The sequence below is a fragment of the Mycobacterium sp. DHQP2018-32-09 genome (assembly GCF_058148405.1).
The window spans coordinates 96,722-113,264 of record NZ_JBYVYK010000005.1; the positions used below are offsets into that span (position 1 = coordinate 96,722).

The 16,543-nt window shown below is 71.0% G+C and carries 14 protein-coding genes; 3 read left to right on the plus strand and 11 right to left on the minus strand.

Going from position 1 to position 16,543, the window contains the following annotated elements:
- Positions 1–27 precede the first annotated feature (27 nt).
- Together AC30CM_RS04340 and AC30CM_RS04345 are read left to right on the plus strand one after the other, a co-directional pair.
- A complete protein-coding gene (locus AC30CM_RS04340; protein ID WP_490115588.1) occupies positions 28–1,803 on the plus strand; it encodes an ABC transporter ATP-binding protein in 1,776 nt (591 codons plus the stop codon).
- Positions 1,800–2,798, plus strand: a complete 999-nt coding sequence (locus AC30CM_RS04345) for a phospholipase D-like domain-containing protein (protein WP_490115589.1) — start codon at positions 1,800–1,802, stop codon at positions 2,796–2,798. Before AC30CM_RS04340 ends, AC30CM_RS04345 begins: the two co-directional genes overlap by 4 nt.
- Positions 2,799–2,801: 3 nt before the next feature.
- On the opposite strand, the gene AC30CM_RS04350 is transcribed toward AC30CM_RS04345, so the two are convergent.
- Both AC30CM_RS04350 and AC30CM_RS04355 read right to left on the minus strand, forming a co-directional pair.
- Positions 2,802–3,071 carry a hypothetical protein gene (locus tag AC30CM_RS04350; RefSeq protein WP_490115590.1) on the minus strand — a complete coding sequence of 90 codons (270 nt, stop codon included), beginning with the start codon at positions 3,069–3,071 and terminating at the stop codon, positions 2,802–2,804.
- 115 nt (positions 3,072–3,186) lie between these two features.
- Positions 3,187–4,038 (minus strand): alpha/beta fold hydrolase, encoded by an 852-nt coding sequence (locus tag AC30CM_RS04355; protein WP_490115591.1) that lies wholly within the window; start codon positions 4,036–4,038, stop codon positions 3,187–3,189.
- A 46-nt stretch (positions 4,039–4,084) separates the two neighbouring features.
- Here AC30CM_RS04355 and AC30CM_RS04360 point away from each other — a divergent pair, with 46 nt between their 5' ends.
- The gene (locus AC30CM_RS04360; RefSeq protein WP_490115592.1) at positions 4,085–5,641 is read left to right on the plus strand and encodes an HNH endonuclease signature motif containing protein; all 1,557 of its coding nucleotides are present in this window, start codon (positions 4,085–4,087) and stop codon (positions 5,639–5,641) included.
- A gap of 11 nt (positions 5,642–5,652) precedes the next feature.
- Here the strand turns inward: AC30CM_RS04360 and AC30CM_RS04365 are convergent, their stop codons facing one another.
- From AC30CM_RS04365 to AC30CM_RS04405, 9 genes are all read right to left on the minus strand, one after another.
- Positions 5,653–6,831 carry an alpha/beta hydrolase gene (locus tag AC30CM_RS04365; protein WP_490115593.1) on the minus strand — a complete coding sequence of 393 codons (1,179 nt, stop codon included), beginning with the start codon at positions 6,829–6,831 and terminating at the stop codon, positions 5,653–5,655.
- Positions 6,828–8,081: a hypothetical protein gene (locus AC30CM_RS04370; protein WP_490115594.1), complete on the minus strand. Its 1,254-nt coding sequence runs from the start codon at positions 8,079–8,081 to the stop codon at positions 6,828–6,830. Before AC30CM_RS04370 ends, AC30CM_RS04365 begins: the two co-directional genes overlap by 4 nt.
- Entirely contained in the window at positions 8,068–9,180 is a 1,113-nt protein-coding gene (locus AC30CM_RS04375) for a glycosyltransferase (RefSeq protein WP_490115595.1), read from the minus strand. The genes AC30CM_RS04370 and AC30CM_RS04375 overlap by 14 nt, the downstream gene beginning before the upstream one ends.
- Entirely contained in the window at positions 9,177–10,415 is a 1,239-nt protein-coding gene (locus AC30CM_RS04380; RefSeq protein WP_490115596.1) for a YveK family protein, read from the minus strand. The genes AC30CM_RS04375 and AC30CM_RS04380 overlap by 4 nt, the downstream gene beginning before the upstream one ends.
- Positions 10,416–10,562: 147 nt before the next feature.
- Positions 10,563–11,645: a glycoside hydrolase 5 family protein gene (locus tag AC30CM_RS04385; protein ID WP_490115597.1), complete on the minus strand. Its 1,083-nt coding sequence runs from the start codon at positions 11,643–11,645 to the stop codon at positions 10,563–10,565.
- On the minus strand, positions 11,629–12,726 hold the full coding sequence (locus AC30CM_RS04390; RefSeq protein ID WP_490115598.1) for a glycosyltransferase family 4 protein: 1,098 nt from the start codon (positions 12,724–12,726) through the stop codon (positions 11,629–11,631). Before AC30CM_RS04390 ends, AC30CM_RS04385 begins: the two co-directional genes overlap by 17 nt.
- Positions 12,702–14,174, minus strand: coding sequence for an oligosaccharide flippase family protein (locus AC30CM_RS04395; protein ID WP_490115599.1), 1,473 nt, complete (start codon positions 14,172–14,174; stop codon positions 12,702–12,704). The genes AC30CM_RS04390 and AC30CM_RS04395 overlap by 25 nt, the downstream gene beginning before the upstream one ends.
- Positions 14,171–15,100, minus strand: a complete 930-nt coding sequence (locus AC30CM_RS04400) for a glycosyltransferase (RefSeq protein WP_490115628.1) — start codon at positions 15,098–15,100, stop codon at positions 14,171–14,173. The genes AC30CM_RS04395 and AC30CM_RS04400 overlap by 4 nt, the downstream gene beginning before the upstream one ends.
- Before the next feature lie 32 nt (positions 15,101–15,132).
- Positions 15,133–16,536, minus strand: coding sequence for an O-antigen ligase family protein (locus AC30CM_RS04405; RefSeq protein ID WP_490115600.1), 1,404 nt, complete (start codon positions 16,534–16,536; stop codon positions 15,133–15,135).
- Positions 16,537–16,543: the final 7 nt, after the last annotated feature.

Below are 16,543 nucleotides of genomic sequence, written 5' to 3' on the forward strand. Positions count from 1 at the left end.
CCGAATCGACGGCGGAGGCGGTCATCCATGAGGTTGATCCTGGAATTGCTGCGGCCCTATCGCTGGATGGTGGCCGGAATCTTCGCCGTGCTGCTGCTGCAGATCGCGGCGAACCTCGCCGCTCCGTGGCCGCTGAAGGTGGTCCTGGACAGCGTCGTCGGCGACCACCCCCTGCCGGGGTGGCTGCACGGGCTGCTCGAACCGCTGCTGGGCGGCGAGGGCCGCATGCACATCGCGCTGCTCGCGGCGCTCATGCTCGTCGCGATCGCCGTGGTCAACGCCATCGCCACCTACGTCGCGAACTACCTCACCGAGACCGTCGGTCAGCGGGTCGGCAACGACCTGCGCACCCGCGCCTACCACCATCTGCAGCAGCTCTCGCTGAACTACTTCGACACCCACCGGGTGGGACCCATCCTGTCGACGCTGACCGACGACGTCGACACCATCCAGGAGTTCGCGTCGGCGTCGACGCTCGGCATCGCCACCGACCTGCTGACCATCGTCGGCATGCTGTCGCTGATGCTGTGGCTGCAGTGGGACTTCACGCTCATCGCCCTGGCGATCGCGCCGCTGCTGCTGCTGTTCGTCTCCCGCATCCGCAAGGCGGTCAAGGCCGCCACCCACGAGGTGCGCCGCCGTGAGTCCGACATCGTGGCCGTCGCCGAGGAGGGGCTGCAGTCCATCCGCGTGGTCAAGGCGTTCGACCGGGAGGCGCTGCAGGAGCAGCAGTTGGCCGCCGCGGGCCAGGCCGCGGTCGACGCCGCCCTGAACGCCCGGCGCGTCAAGTCGATCGTGTCACCGACCGTGGCCGTGGTGGTCTCGCTGTGCACGGCCGTCGTGCTGTGGCGCGGCTCGGCGCTGATCCTCGCAGGCGCGATGACGGCAGGCACGCTGACGGTCTTCATCAGCTACCTCGCGTCGTTCTTCAAACCGGTACAGGACTTGGCGAAGCTCACCAACACCATCGCGATGGCGTCGGTGGGCGTCGAACGGGTGAGCGCGCTGCTGGACGCCACGACCGACATCGAGGAGAAGCCCGACGCCGTTGCCGCCCAGCGGATCAAGGGTGCGCTGTCGTTCGAGAAGGTGGCCTTCAGTTACGACGCCGCCAAACCCGTGCTGCGTGACGTCAGCTTCGACGTCGCGCCCGGGCAGCTCGTCGGCATCGTCGGACACACCGGCAGCGGCAAGTCCAGTCTGGTCAGTCTGATCCCGCGGTTCTACGACCCCAGCGTGGGATCGGTGCGCATCGACGGCGTCGACCTGCGCGACTACAAGCTGCACGAACTGCGCCAGCAGATCGCCTACGTGCTGCAAGACACCGTGCTGTTCCAGGGCACGGTGCGCGACAACATCGCCTTCGGCAAGCCCGACGCCACCCACGAGGAGATCGTGGAGGCCGCCAAGCTCGCCAACGCCCACGAGTTCATCTCCGACATGACGGCGGGGTACGACAGCGCGGTCGGGGAGCGCGGCATGACGCTCTCGGGCGGTCAGCGGCAGCGCATCGGCATCGCGCGCGCGATCCTGCGCGACAGCCCCATCCTCATCCTCGACGAACCGACCGCCGCACTCGACGCGGAATCCGAGCACCTGGTGATGTCCGCGCTGCAGCGGTTGATGCAGGACCGCACCGTCGTCACCATCGCCCACCGGCTGTCCAGCATCCGCGATGCCGACAAGATCGTGGTGCTCGAAGAGGGCCGCGTGGTCGAGGAGGGGCCGCACGACCAGCTGCTCGCGCTCGGCGGCCGATACGCTGAGCTACATCGCATCCAGTACGAGGACGAGGAATCGTGAGCCGATCGCTGATCATCCTCCCCGACGATTCGGCACAGCCGGTCGTCGACGCCATCGCCGCCGCCACCAGCTCGGTGCGCATCAAGATGTTCGCGTTCAGCCATCGACCGCTACTCGACGCCGTCGTCGCCGCGCACCGGCGCGGCGTTCAGGTGAAGGTGATGCTCAACCCGGAGCGCCGCGACGGCGAGACCGACAACGACGCGGCCCGAGACATGCTGCAGGCGTTCGGCATCGAGGTCCGCGAGTCGAGCCCGACGTTCGATCTCACCCATGAGAAGTCGATGGTGGTCGACGAGCGGCATGCGTTCGTCGAATCCCTGAACTGGACCGACGAGAACTTCACCGCGACGCGCGACTACGCCGTCGTCACGCCCAGCCACGGCGAGGTGACCGAGGTCATCGATTGCTTCGAAGCCGATTGGGCGCGTGAGGATTTCGACCCCGGTCACCGCGCGAAGCTGATCTGGTGCCCTACCAACGGGCGGACCCGCATCGCGGAGTTCATCGACACCGCCCAGCACACGCTGTTCGTGCAGAACGAGCGGTACCAGGATCCCGTGATCATCGAGCGGCTGGTGCGGGCCGCCCACCGCGGTGTGAAGGTGCACGTGATGGCGCGGGCGCCGCACCACCTGAAGCCGAACAAACTGCTCGAGGGGGTCAGCGGGCTGCGCATCCTCGAAGACGTCGGCATCAAGATCCACCGCCTCATGCACCTCAAGCTGCACGCCAAGATGATCCTGGCCGACCACGAGCGTGCCATCGTGGGGTCGATCAACCTGTCGCCCGGCAGTTTCGACCACCGCCGCGAACTGGCCATCGAGGTCGACGACCACCACGTCACGACGCCGTTGAACGCGGTGGCGCGCCATGATTGGAAGAACTCGGAGCGCATGGATCTCAGCGACCAGGGGTTGCTGGCCGATCTGGCGCGCCGCACCGATCGGCGCACCGTCGAGCAGCTGGCGTTGCACGAACCGGACGGTGCCTGACCGTCAGAACGGAGCGTCCACCGTGCCGTTGCTGGTGGTGCCCTCGTCGTGATTGCGGTCGACGTAGCCGAGCCGGACGGGGGATTGCGGATCGGTGCCCAGCGGCAGCAGCGGATCGGTCCCGGCGACCTGGTCCCCGACCGGGGCGCCCGACTCGGCCGAGATCGGGGTGTCACCGGATGGTGCGGGCGCGGCGGCTGCCGCCGGGGCCAGTGCGATGACACCGCCTGCGAGCGCGGCGATCACGGGGGCGGCAAGGGCGATGGTCTTCATGGCTGGATCCTCTCGGAACGGGTGACCGACCCTTCGATCATGTCGCCGGAGCGCGCGAGAGTCGCCACGGTGAGCCCTACTCCGTGATGGCGGCCAGCAGGTAGACCGAGCGGGCTCAGAGGGTCTGCAGGAACGTCCGGGTGAGGGCGGCCACGTCGTCGGGTGCCTCGTCCAGGGCGAAGTGGCCGGCGTCGAGGATGTGCACCTCGGCGTCCGGCACCTCGCGGCGGTACGCCTCGGCCTCGGCCACCCGGAACGACGGGTCGTAACGGCCCCACACCACCAGCAGCGGCGGCTGGCGGTCGCGCAACCAGCGTTGCCATGCGGGGTAGGACGCCACGTTGGTGCGGTAGTCGTAGAACAGGTCGGTCTGGATGTCCCGCTGCCCAGGACGATCGAGGAACGCGAGTTCGTCGGTCCACAGGTCGGGGTCGTAACACTCGGGATGCGGGCTGGTGCCGACGTGCCGCAGCCGGGTGGCGTCGGGGGAGAAGAAGTTCTCCCGCAGTGCGGCTTCGTGCGTCGTGCGGTCGGCCCAGAATGCGCGCCGCGTGTCCCACAGTGGACCCAGGCCGTCCTCGTGGCAGACGGCGTTCTGCACGACCAGGCCCGTCAGTCGTTCGGGGTTGCGGGTCGCCAGGCGCATCCCGACGGGGCCGCCGTAGTCCTGCACCACCAGGGCGTAGCGGTCGAGGCCCACCGCGTCGGTGAAGCCCGCGACGACGTCGGCGAGATGGTCGAAGGTGTAGTCGAAGGCGCTCGCCGGCGGGGCGGAACTGTGCCCGAACCCGGGGTAGTCGGGGGCGAGCAGGCGGAACTCGTCGCCGAGGCGGTCCAGCAGCGGCTGCCACATGCGCGACGACGACGGAAAGCCGTGCAGGAGCAGGACGGCGGGTGCGTCGGCTGAGCCGGCCTCGCGGTAGAAGACGTCGAGTCCGTCGACCGCGACGGTGGCGTAGTGCGTCATCCTCCGATTGTGCACTCGGTGGGCGTTCCGGCGTGTCAGGCCTCGAATGTATGTTCGAAGAATGCGGGCGGGGATCGTGGGCGGGGCGGTGGCAGAGGCGGTGGCAGCGTTGCGTGCCGCCGTCGACGCGCTGGCCGCCTGCGACCTCGAATCACTCGACGCCGCCGAACGGGTGGAACTCCTGGCCGCCCTGGAAACCCACCGCTGCCGCATCCCCGCGCTCGAACACCGCCTGATCACCTCCTTGGACGCCGATACCCCGCCATCGCAGTTGGGCGCCAAGAGTCTTGCCGATGCGTTGCAGACCCGGCTGAACCTGCACCCCAGGGAAGCCAAGCGCCGCGTCGCCGTCGCTGCCGACCTCGGGCCCCGTCGATCCCTGACCGGACAGCCGATGCCACCCACGCTGCCCGCCACGGCGATCGCGGTGTCCCACGGGGTGATCAATGCCGACCACGTGACCGTGCTCCGCGACGCCGTCGCCAAGATCCCCACCCACGTCGACCCGATGCAGCGGGAGGCATTCGAGGTCGCCTGGGCGCGGGCCGCGATGTCGATGGAGCCGCATCAGTTGGCCGCCGACCTCAAGCGTGCGCTCTACCTCCTCGATCAGGACGGGCCGCCGCCGACCGAGGACGACGGTATTCGTCGCCGCGGCATGACCGTAAGCAAGCAGGGCCCCGACGGCACCGTCGCGATGACGGTCGTCATGACCGCCCCCGCCTGGGCCGCCCTGGAAGTCCTGTTGGCGAAGTTCGCGGCCCCCGGGATGTGCAACCCCGCCGACGAACACCCCTGCACCTCCGGCACACCGAGCCAGGCGCAGATCGACGCCGATGACCGCACGCTGGCCCAGCGGCGCCACGACGCGCTGGCGTTCCTCCACCGCACGGCGTTGGAGAAAGGGGATCTGGGGCAGCTCAACGGGATTCCCACGGCGATCCTGATCCGCACCACCCTCGCCGACCTCGAGTCCCGCGCCGGAGTCGGGGTCACCGGCGGCGGCACCGTGCTCACCCGCCGCGAGATGCTGCAGCTGGCCGCCCAATCCATCACCACCGGATTCCTCACCCTGTTCGACGACGCGACCGGCAAGGTCCTCGACCTGTTCCAGACCCGCCGCACCGCCACCGTCGTGCAACGCCTCGCGCTGATCACCCGTGACGGGGGCTGCACCAAACCCGGCTGCACCGTGCCCGCCTACGGCTGCCAGGTGCACCATGCCAAGAAGGACTTCGCCCACGGCGGGAACACCAACGTCAACGACAACGCACTGGCGTGTGGCAGTGACAATCGGCTGGTCGGCACGAGGGGTGGCTGGACCACCCGGATGAACGAGCGCCACGACGTCGAATGGCTACCGCCCCCACTGCTGGACCGCGGACAGACCCGGGTGAACACCTACCACCGACCCGAACGGCTCCACCCGCCACCGCGTGATGGCGAAAGCGACCGTGCGACAGGCCGACGATCGGATCGAACCACGGCTGACGCGGCGGGAACCGACGCGAGCACGGGCAGTTCGGCGGTCGCCCCCACCGGACCACCCGTCGACGACCCGTGGGCGCCCGAACATCACCCTCGGCGGGCGGCGCCACCCTGATCGGGGCCGGCTCAGGCGGGCGGGGGACAGGTGGTCGGTGCAGGTTCCCCGGCGAAGCGGGCCCGCGTCCAATCCGCAGGCAACGCACCCAGATTCACCTGCCCATGACCCTGGCCCGGCGCGACCACGGTGTCGACGACGTCACCCAGGGCGCAGGCCCGCTCCACGGCGGCGGCGGTCCAGGCGGGCAACACCACCTGGTCGGCGTCACCGTAGGCCACGAGCAGCGGCGCCGACGCGGGCGTATGCGGCAGCGCGATCGCACCCAGGGCGTCCCGCAACCGAGCGGCCGCCTGAGCGCTCGACGGCCGGAAGTCCTCCGCCGGTGCCTCCATCGCGATCTTCGTGCGCAGCTCCGAGTTCTCGTGCAGGCACCCCAGGAACACCTCCACCCGGTCGAGCATCACGCCGTGCAGATAGTCGTCCAGACGCAGCTCCGGATGCGACACCTGCAACCCGCGCAAGATCATCGGTAGCAGTACCCGCTGCTCCCCGGTCAGCGTGCCCTGCTCCATCGCGTCCACCAGCGGTCGCAGGTCGGTGGGTGGCGCCACGCTGATGGTGCCCGCCAACTCCAGCCCGCCACCGTAGTCCGCCGCCAACTCGTTGGCGGCCCACACGGCCTGCCCGCCCTGGGACACCCCGTAACCCAGCCACGCCGACGACGCGTCGCCGACGACCTGCCGAGCCGCCCGCACGGCATCGATCACGTTGTAGGCAGCCGTCTTCGGCTCCAGATACGGATGCGGCTCCGGCGTGCCCAGGCCCTGATAGTCGGTCATCGCCACCACGTAGCCGTAGGTGACGAACGTCGCGATCACACCCGCGTTGCCCAGAAGACCCGCATACGACGACGGCGCACACGTGGAGTCCAGCCCCGACGTCGAATGGCCCAGCGACGCGATCCGCCAGCCACCCTCGGGCGGACTCCCGTTGGGTGTCAGCACGATTCCGGACACCGTGGTGGGCGTGCCGTCGACTCCCGACGTCGACCGGTACCGGACCTTGACCGCCCGCTGCGACAGCTGCTGCAACGTGGGCAGCAGCGGCAGTTCGGTCGGCGCGGCGAGCAGTGCCCCGGCCGCGGCATCGGCGACCGGGGCCTGCGAGGCCGGTTCCCGCGAGTCGGCACACGCCGACAGCACCAGCGTCAGCGTGACGATCAGGGCGGCCCACCGCGGAGTGCTCACGGCGACGTCGTCCCCAGCAGGCCGATCGGATCGCGGCACATCCGCTCCAGCGCCGCGCGGATCAGATCGCCGTCCACCACGGTCTCGCAGAACGTGACGGTGAAGGTGCGCACCCCGTCGAGTTCGCTGACCAACAGCGTCACCGCGTCCGGGCCGTCGGGCTCCAGATAGGCGAGCACCTGCGGAGGGCGTCCGTCGTCGATCCACGTGACGTGGTCGAACATCTGCAGGCGACCGAGATCGCTGACGGACGGGCGGATTCGACCGGCGGCGTCGTACCGTCCCGCCTCCGCCTGGTCGCCAGCGGGTGCCGAGCCGCCCCGGCGCAGCGCGGCCTTGGCCTCGGCGAGCACCAACACCGCCAGCGGCCAGCCGGATTCGGCCACGCGCCGCGTGATGCCCGCCAACTCCGCGGGTGAGGCGCCCGCGGGTAGGGCGACCGGCATCGCCACCGCGAAGTTGCCCTGAGCGGCAGCATGTCTCGGATCCAGGTAGCGGCGGCAGTTCATCAGGATTTGGACGTGCTCGTCGACGTCGGCGCCCTGGGCGCGCAGCGCGGCCAGCCAGAGTGCCACGGTCACCGCTGCGGTACTGGCCCCCGGCGCGTCCACCTTCGCCCAGGCGCGCAGTTCGGTCACCGCCGCGGCGGGCAGGTACGCGCTGACACTGCGAGTGCGTGCACGCCACCGGGAAACCGAGGTGACGGGGCGCCCGTCGTCGGGAACCCTCTTGTGCTCGCCGCGCAGCCGCGCCACCTCGCGGATCGCCGCCGGATGGGCACGCAGGTGCCGCGTCACCGCCGACGACAGTGCATGCCGGGGCAGCCGGGACGCCAGCACGGCCGAGCGTGCGGGGTCCGCGGTCCCGGCGAGCGCGGCCAACAGCGCCACGCCGAGCTGCCCGTCGCCGATGCCGTGCGAGTAGTCGACCACCACGTAGTCGCCGCACAGCAGGGCGCGCAGCGGCGGTGACCCCGGTTCGTGCCGCACGCGGGTCAGCAGCGCACCCAGGTCGTCGGTCGCCAGGTCGTCGCGACGCAGGACCGCGGATTCGATGCCGCTGCGGTAGCGCCACCGGCGACCGTCGGAGGGCTCGAGCGCGAGGTGCGGGCGAGGATGAGCCGCCGCCGCGGCCAGGACGGCGCGCGCGGTATCGACGTCCAGATCGGCGACCGGGCCGACGATGGCGACGGTGCGGCTGGAGGCCAGCGCCCGGTCGAGCGCCGACGGGTGATGCTCAGACCGCGGCATCGACGACCCCCTGCATCCGGTGCCGGAACGTCGCATGGGAGAACCCCTCCGCCCAGCGTCGGATGGCCACCGGGTCGAACCGGCCGTCGTCGAAGTTCCGCATGGCCTCGGCGAACCGGTCGGTGACCTGGGCGTCGGAGCCGACGTCGACGTGCAGTCCGGTGACGCCGGGCAGCACGGTGTCGACGGCGCCACCGGCGCCCAGCGCGATCACCGGCGTACCCGTGGCCATCGACTCCACCGGCACGATGCCGAAGTCCTCCAGTCCGGGCATGACCAGAGCCCGGGCGCGCCGGTGCAGGCTCAGCAGGTCGTCGTGCGAGACGCGTCCCAGGAACGTGGTCTTGGGGCCCGCCAACTCGCGGCAGGCCTTCATGGCGCGCCCGTCGCCGGCGACGACCAGCGGCACGTCGGCCAATCGGGCCGCGCTGACCGCCAGATCGGGCCGCTTGTAGGGCACCAGCCGGCCGGCCAGCAGGAAGAAGTCCTCGCGTGCCACCGTCGTGTCCGGGGTGAACCGTTCGGTGTCCACGGGCGGGTGCACCACGGTCGCGTCGCGGTGCCACCACTGCGAGACCCGCTCGGCCACCGTGGTCGAGTTGGCCACCACCGCGTGCAGGCGGGGCGCCGCAGCGGTCTCGCCACGGCGGGCGATGGTCGACAGGGCGGCGAGGATGGCCGCACCCACCGCGCCTCCGCCCTCGCCTGCCCGCAGCGACGCGTCCCAGGCCCACCGGGCGGGGCTGTGCACGTAGCCGATGACCGGGGCGTCGGTCGCGAAGACCGACTGCGTCGCGAAGGCGTGGTGGCTGGCGATCACCGCCTGCACGTCCCTCGGTATCGGCAGGTGCCGAAAGGTGCTGGGCATCAACGGCATCAAGGGCGCGTAGGACTTCTGCCGCAGCACGCGATGGTAGATCGGATCGAGCCAGGTGGCGCGCGGCGGCCGTGGCATGGCCTTGGGAACGCCCTCGGGCCGCACGATCGACGCGAACACCTCGGCGTCGGGCCACTGCAGCGCCAGCTGCTCGACGACCTGCTCGGACCCGGCCACCTCGGTGAAGCGCTCCTGCACGATGGCGATGCGTTCACCGGTCACGACGATGCCAACCGGTCGGGCACGGGGATCGGTTCGGACACCGGATCGGATCCGTCGCCGGTGGCGTGCCTGCCGCCCCGCCGGGGAGCGTGCTGCAGCACCAGATTGCGTGGCACGCCCAGATCGGCGAGCTGGCGCAGGGCGCGCTGCGCGGCCGCTCGGTCGCGCCCCGCGGTCGACACCAGGACCACGGCGACGCCGGTGTGCCCGGCGTTGACCCGCTGCCACCAGTGGCTCGACAGCGCGGCGTCGTGCAGCGTGCGGAAGCGGCCCGGCTGTCTCGTCAACGACGCTGGCGCGGAGGCGTTCTCGCCGACGAGCAGCAGTGCCGGTCGACCGTCGCGCAGCGCCTGCACCAGGCGGGCGGAGGTGAACGGGTCCAGTTCACCGGCACGCGTGGGCGTCGGGTCGAAGTGTGCGCCGTACTTGCGCGAGATGCGGCGCGCCCACGTGCGGTTGGGGCGTGACCCGATCCGGCCGCGTACCAGGACGATGCCCTCCGCCACCACGATGAGGGTGGCCAGCGCCGCCACCAATGCCTCGGAAACCGGCTGCGGCGAGACCGGTTCGGTGTTCTCCTGCGGCGAGGCGAGGATGGTCAGTTGATCGCCGCCGGAACTCTGCAGGGCGACCAGTTGCGCGCGCAGGCCCGCCAGTTGGCGTTCGGATTCCGCGCGGGCGGGATCCTCGGGTGCCAGCGTGGCGGTGCGCGCTTCTTCCGCGGTGATGGCGGCCTGCACCTGGTCCACCTGGCTGCCGAGGTCGCGGGCGTGGTTGGCAAACGCCGCCTGCGCGATGGTGACGACCATCGTGCGGGCGATCTTCTCGGCCAGCTCCGGTGAGTCCGCCGTGGCGGTGAAGACCAGGATCTGCGGCGCGGAGCCCTTGGTCAGCTCGACGTGCCGGCTCAGGGTGGCGGTGTCCCAGCCGGTGCCCACCTCGGCGAGCACCTGCTCGAGGACGTTCGAGTCCTCGGCCAGTCCCATGAACGGTGCGCGCATCTGTTCGACGAAGGCGTCACCGGGAATCAGGTCCCGCGACGGGGTGATCTCGGTGACCAGCCGTGCCTCATACTGCTTCGGCGCGAACGCCGTTCGCACACCGAACACGGCGATGCCGACCACCACCGCGACCAGCAGCGCGGGCACCAGGGCTCGCGCGAACTCACGCAGGTGGCCCACCAGGTCGACGGGCGGTGGCACGTCGCCGCGGTGTACGGGATCATCCACAGTCACGAACCGGACTCCTTGGCTTGCCCGGGTGCCTGGTGCGACCCAGGATCGAGTCGGTCGCCGTGCGGCCCGACGTCGACACGTACCGCGATACTACCGAGCCGACCCCCGTCACGAGGCCAACCCGTGGGATCGTCGGGCAAACATTCGTCAGCCCGCGAACTGCGCGACGACGTCGTAGGCGAGCTTGGCCGTGAAGTCGTGCCGCAGGATGCCGAAGTTCTGCTCGATGTCGGCGGTGTCGGTGCCGCTGTCGCGCATGGCGTAGACGAAGGCCGATCCGATCCACGGCGTGTTCTCGGCCATGGCCAACGTCATTCGCAACGTGTCGGCCTGCACTTGCTCGCTGACGGCGCGTCGCCCCGTGCCGGTGGGCGCGCCGGTCTCGGTGATCCACGTCGACTTCCCCGAGTCGCCGCCGTCGACCATGACCGCGCGCATCTGCCACATCCGTTGAGCGGTGTTCCACGACGAGGTGGCGGGGTCGTTCGGCAGCGCGGGGTAGGTGTAGGGGTGGATCGCGAAGGCGTCGAAGTAGTGGTTGGCGCCGCGGTCGTAGAGGGCCTTGAGGAACGTCAGCGGTGAGATGTCGCTGCCGTTGTCCTCGGCGGGGGCCAGCCCGCCGGACAGGATCGTCGCGTCCGGGTCGACGGCCTTGACGGCCCGGTACGTGGCGGCCAACAACGCACCGTAGGCCGCCGGATCCGGCTTGGGGTGGAAGAACTTCACGGTGTTGGGCTCGTTCCACACCTCCCACACCCCCACGTGCGGACCGTACCGTCTGGCGGCATCGGCGGCGAACGCCGCGAACGTCTCGGGATCGGTTGGCGCCCAATATCCGCCCGTGGCATCGGGATGGTTGGCGGCCCAGTCCGGCGCATAGGTGACCAGCGCCAGCGGGCACAGTCCGCGGGCGACGACGGCGTCGACGACGCGGTCGATGCTCGACCAGTCGCGTTGACCGCGTTGCGGTTCCACCCGGGTCCAGTCGACGTCGACGCGAACGGCCCACATCCCGGTCTTCACGACGTCGTCCAGCAGGGCGCCGAGGTCGTCGTCGGACAGCGTCAGGATGTCCGAGCCCTGTGACGCGCCGACGCGTCCCTTGCCCGCCGCGGCCGAACAGTCGGTTGCGGCGTGCGCCGGGGCGGGAGCCATCACGCATGCCGCGACCACTCCGGCCGCCAACCCCAGGCAGCGGAGCCGGCGGCTGCGCTCACGACGCCAGCGCACGCAGCATCGCCGGGATGGTCACGGTCGCGTCGTGGTGGGCGGCGACGTAGGCGCGGGCCCGCGCGCCTAGCGCTGCGCGCAGGTCGCCGTCGTCGAGGACTCGCCGGATGGCCGCGGCGAGTGCGGTGGCGTCGCCGGGCGGGTACAGCAGTCCGGCACCGCCAGCGAGGAATTCGCTGGTGCCGCCGTGATCGCTGCCCACCACGGGCATGCCGTAGGACATCGCTTCGAGCACGTTGAGTGGCCCGGCCTCGGGCAGCACGCTGGCGGACACCACGACGTCCCAGTCTGCCATCGCGGCAGCCGGGTCGACGTGCCCCAGGAAGCGGACGCGGCCGTCGAGATCGGCGCGGCGAGCCCTGGCGTGCAGTCGTTCGACGTAGGCGGCGTCGCTGGGGAAGTTGCCGCCGGCCAGTTGGAGTTCGACGCCGGGCAGCGAGGCGATGGCGTCGAGCAGGACGAGGTGGCCCTTCCACGGTGTGAGCAGCGCCAGCATGCCCACCACGGCGGGGGTGTGCACCGTCGTCCCGAGCGCGGGCACCGGCCAGCGGACGCCGTTGTGGGCGACCACCACGGGCAGTCCGAGTTCGCGCAGCGGCTGGGCGGTGGCCTCCGACACCGCGACGGCGCGGCGCACGGCAGGCCTGCCCAGCGCGGTGACCGCGCGCTGCTTGCCGCTGGCGATGGTGTCGTGCACCAGCCAGGACACCGAAGCCGCACCCCCGCCGAGGCGCGCCGCGGGCAGCGCGTACATCGAGTTGACGATCGTGCGCGTGCCCGGCGACCGCATCCTGCGTCGCAGGATCGCCCCGGCGCGCAGCCACCGCAGCAGCAGCCGAACCGCGCCGACGGCCCGGGCCAGGCCCGTCTCGCCGCCCAAGCCCAGCGGCGGCAGGGCCACGTGCTCGACGCCGGTCGGCAGCGCGTCGGCCAGCGGCCCGGCAGGGCACGCCACCGCCACCGAATGACCCTGCCGCCGAGCCTCGTTCACCAGGTCGAGCAGCACGCGCTCGGCGCCCGAGACGTTGCCGGTGTGACCGACGAACACGATCGCGCTCACCGGGTGGCCCACTTCCGCCACGACGCCGCCACCCCGACGAGGACACCGACCCCGAGGAGCGAGACCGCAGGCCATGCCCCGGGATGTCGGTCGACCACGTAGTGGCCGCCCGCGCACAGCGCCGCCGCCAGCACCACCAGGGTGGCCAGCTGGCGCAGCGGCAGCAGACCCGTGATGGGGACGGCGCGGTGGATCACCAGCCAGAGGGCCACCACCGTCACCGCCCACGTGACGACGGTGGAGATCGCGGCGCCGTCATAGGACATCCGCGGGATGAGCACCAGGTTCAGCCCCACGTTGAGGGCCAAGCCGCCCACCGCCACCCACGGGTAGTGTCGCTGCAGTCCTGCGGCGCCCAACAGGAAGATGCCGAGCACGATGAGCGCGGTGAGCGCGGCGCCCACCACCAGCAGCCGGGCCGAGAACGTCGCGGGGGCGAAGCGCTCGCCGTAGAGCAACGTGATCAGCTGGTGCGCCGACGGCCAGAAGCCCACCACGCACACCGCGCCGCCCAACGCGAACAGCAGTGCGGCCGTGCGCGTCCGGTCGCGGAATGCGGTCGGGTTCGCCGGCCACGCCGCCACCAGCAGCGTGCTGACGGGGGCGGCGGCCGCCAGGGAGAACGTGTCGAGCACGTCGGAGAACTTGTACCCGATGGAATAGGTGCCGACGGCCTCGTAGGTGTCCATCAGGCTCAGCATCAGGACGTCGATCTTCATCATCGCCACGGTGAGCGCGAACCCGATGGCCAGCGGGATGGCCTCGACGAGCATCGGTTTCCACCGGTGCACGTCGAGGTGCCGTGACGGTGCGATCCCGACGGCGGGCCGCGTCACGCCGTACGCCTTGACGGCGAGCTTGAAGAGTTCGTTGGCCACGACGGGCAGCACGAACACCAGCAGCACCGGCGCGAACATCGCGGCCGCGATGGTCAACGCCAGTTGCAGCAGCTGCCCGACGGCTTCGGCGACGCCGACCAGCAGCATGCGGTGTCTGCTCTGGAACAGCACCGTCAGCGCATGGCTGGGGGTGGCCAGCACCACCACCAGGCCTGCGACGGCCGTGGCGGCCACCACCTGGCCCGGATAGCCCAGCAGCACGACGTAGGCCACCGCGCACACGTAGCCGACGAGACCGAGCACCGTGCGCAGGGCGACGAACGAGGAGGCGGTGCGGGCGATCTCGTCCCGGTCGGCGCCGATCAGGTGCGCCAGGACCACGCGGCCGACGCCGAGGTCGGTGACGATCGACATGACGCCCAGTAGGGCGAAGACGAAGCTGAACTGCCCCCACTCCTCCGACGAGAGTGATCGGGCAACGATCACGCTGCCGATCCAGCCCAGCGCGGCCACGACGACGCGACTGGCGAGAACGGCGAGCGTCGCGCGGGCCGCCGCCTTCGGGTCGGCGGCCACCTCGCGATGGTCGACGACGGGCTCGGCCCCTTCGGCCATGGGGTCGTCGGTCACGCGACACCTGCGTCGCGGTAGGCCGCCACCGTGCGGTCGACGGTGCGCCGCCAGGTCATGGCCGCGGCGGCATCGATGGCGTTGGCGCGCAGACCATCCCGCTCCTCGGGGTCACCCAGTAGCGGCCGCACGGCGGCCACCCAGGCGTCGACGTCGGACGACCGGACCAGCACCGCGCCGTCGCCGACGACCTGCGGCAGGGCGCCGACGGCGCTGGCGACCACCGCCGCACCGCACGCCATGGCCTCCACCGGGGGCAATCCGAAACCCTCGTAGTGCGAGGCATAGGCGGTGACGGTGGCGGTGCGGTACAGCGCGGGCAGGTCCGCCACGTCGACGTAGCCGAGTCCCACGGTGCCGGACGGGGCGTCCGGACCGGTGGAGCCGGCCCCGGCCAGCACGCACGGGATGTCGAGTGCGCGTGCGGCGGCGGCCACCAGCGCGACGTCCTTGCGCGGCTCCACGGTGCCGACCTGCAGGACGAAGCGCTCCGGCAGCGAGTACTTGGCGCGCACCCGGGACTCGGCGCCGGCGTCCGGTGGGTGGGCCCACGACGCGGGTGCCAGCTCGATCACCGTGGACTCGCGTCCGCTGATCGCGGCGATGCGGTCGGCGGTGAACTCCGACACCGCGATCAACAGGTCTGCCGTGCGCAGGGCGTGCCGGACCAGCCGTTGCTCGCCGGCCGCCCGGAACCGACTGGACGCCGAGGGCATGTCGAACACCGACAGGTCGTGCACGGTGGCGACGGTGAACGCGCTCGTGGCGATCGGCAGATCCACGTCGAGGGCGTGGAAGACGTCGCAGGAGAACGCGGGTGCCGCACCGAACGCCGCGCGCACCACGCCGGAGGCGACCGGACGGGTCCGGGGGCGCACGGCCGCCGGGAGATCGGGCACCGCGTCGGCCTGCACCACGGCGGTCAACCGGGCCTGCGGCAGCGCCGCCGGCGCTTCCCTCAAGAACTCGCGGATGTAGGTCTGGACGCCGCTGCCGCCGGGCCGCAGGGCCAGCGCTCCGTAGCAGACGGTGCTCGCTCCCGTTCGCCTGGCGCCGAATCGTGTTGCGCCGCTGCGCATCCAATCACCCCTAAGAAGAGCCAGAAGTAGACGTCGATGGGGAAGATCTCCAGATAGGTGGCCACCAGGCAGGCCGCCATCCCCGCGACGAGCGATGCGCTGATACCCAGGGCCAGCGCGGCATCGCGCCCCGTGAGGGTCCACGCTAGCCGAGTCGTCCATGCCAGCGCGGTGAGGAACAGCGCCAGCACCAGCCACAGCCCGACCGGACCCAGTTCCAAGAGCATCTTCACGTAGTAGTTGTCCGGCTGATAGTTGGCCGAGACCCCGTAGATCGTGGCACCCGCCGCCGTCGACATCCGATCTGCCGCAGCACCGCTGGCGCCCAAGCCCAGACCCACCGGATGCACCAGGATGCTGCTGATGATGTCGCTCCAGCCCGCGCTGCGTTCGCCGAGACTGCTCGACGAGAGGAACACCTTGGAGACGCTGGGGACCAGCGGTACGGCGATCGCGACGGCCGCACCTCCGACCGCCAGGGGCAGCAGCAGGGCGCGATGGCGCAGCACGGCGAGCCACAGCATGCCGAGCACCAGCCCCAGGATGGCGGCCCGCACGATGGAACTCGACATCGCGACCACCATCAGCGGTGCCAGCCAGAGGAAGACGCGGTTGCGGCGACGCCGTGGCTCGGCCAGTGCGACGGCGCCGCCCACCAGCAGTGCCAGCATGACGTAGAGGCCGAACGGGAACGGCTGGACGAACGTGCTGAACGTCCGCAGCAGGCCGCCGGAGGTGCGTACCTCGCGTCCCCACTGGTAACCCAGCGACACCAGGAACCCTGGGCCGACGATCAGCTGGGCGATGCCGACGACCGAGGCCAGCACGGCCATGCCCATCAGGATGGACACGAAGTGGTCGCGGTCGCGGGCGTCGAAGGGGGCGAACCACAGGATCACGACGATCGAGAGGAAGAAGAACGTGACCTTGATGGCGACGAATCCCAAGGTGCCGAAGGCGATCAGCGCCGACGCGCTGCCGAACGCGAACCACAGGGCCGCGGCCGGCCACCATGGGGCGTGCAGGGGGACGGCCGTGCGCTGCCTGCTGGGCGTGGGGGAGCGGCGCAGCCACGCGCAGATCGCGGTGAGGATCAGCAGCCCCTCCTTCCAGCCGGCGGCGATTCCGGGCAGCGGCAGGATGGCCAGCAGTCCGTGCAGCGGCGTGAGCGCGGCGAGAATGAGCAGGCCGCGCTGGGGCCTGCGGTAGATCAGCTGGGTGACGGCTACGGCGATCGCGAGCGCGACGAGGCCGGCGACGACGTATCCGGCGACGATCAGCACCCGCGAA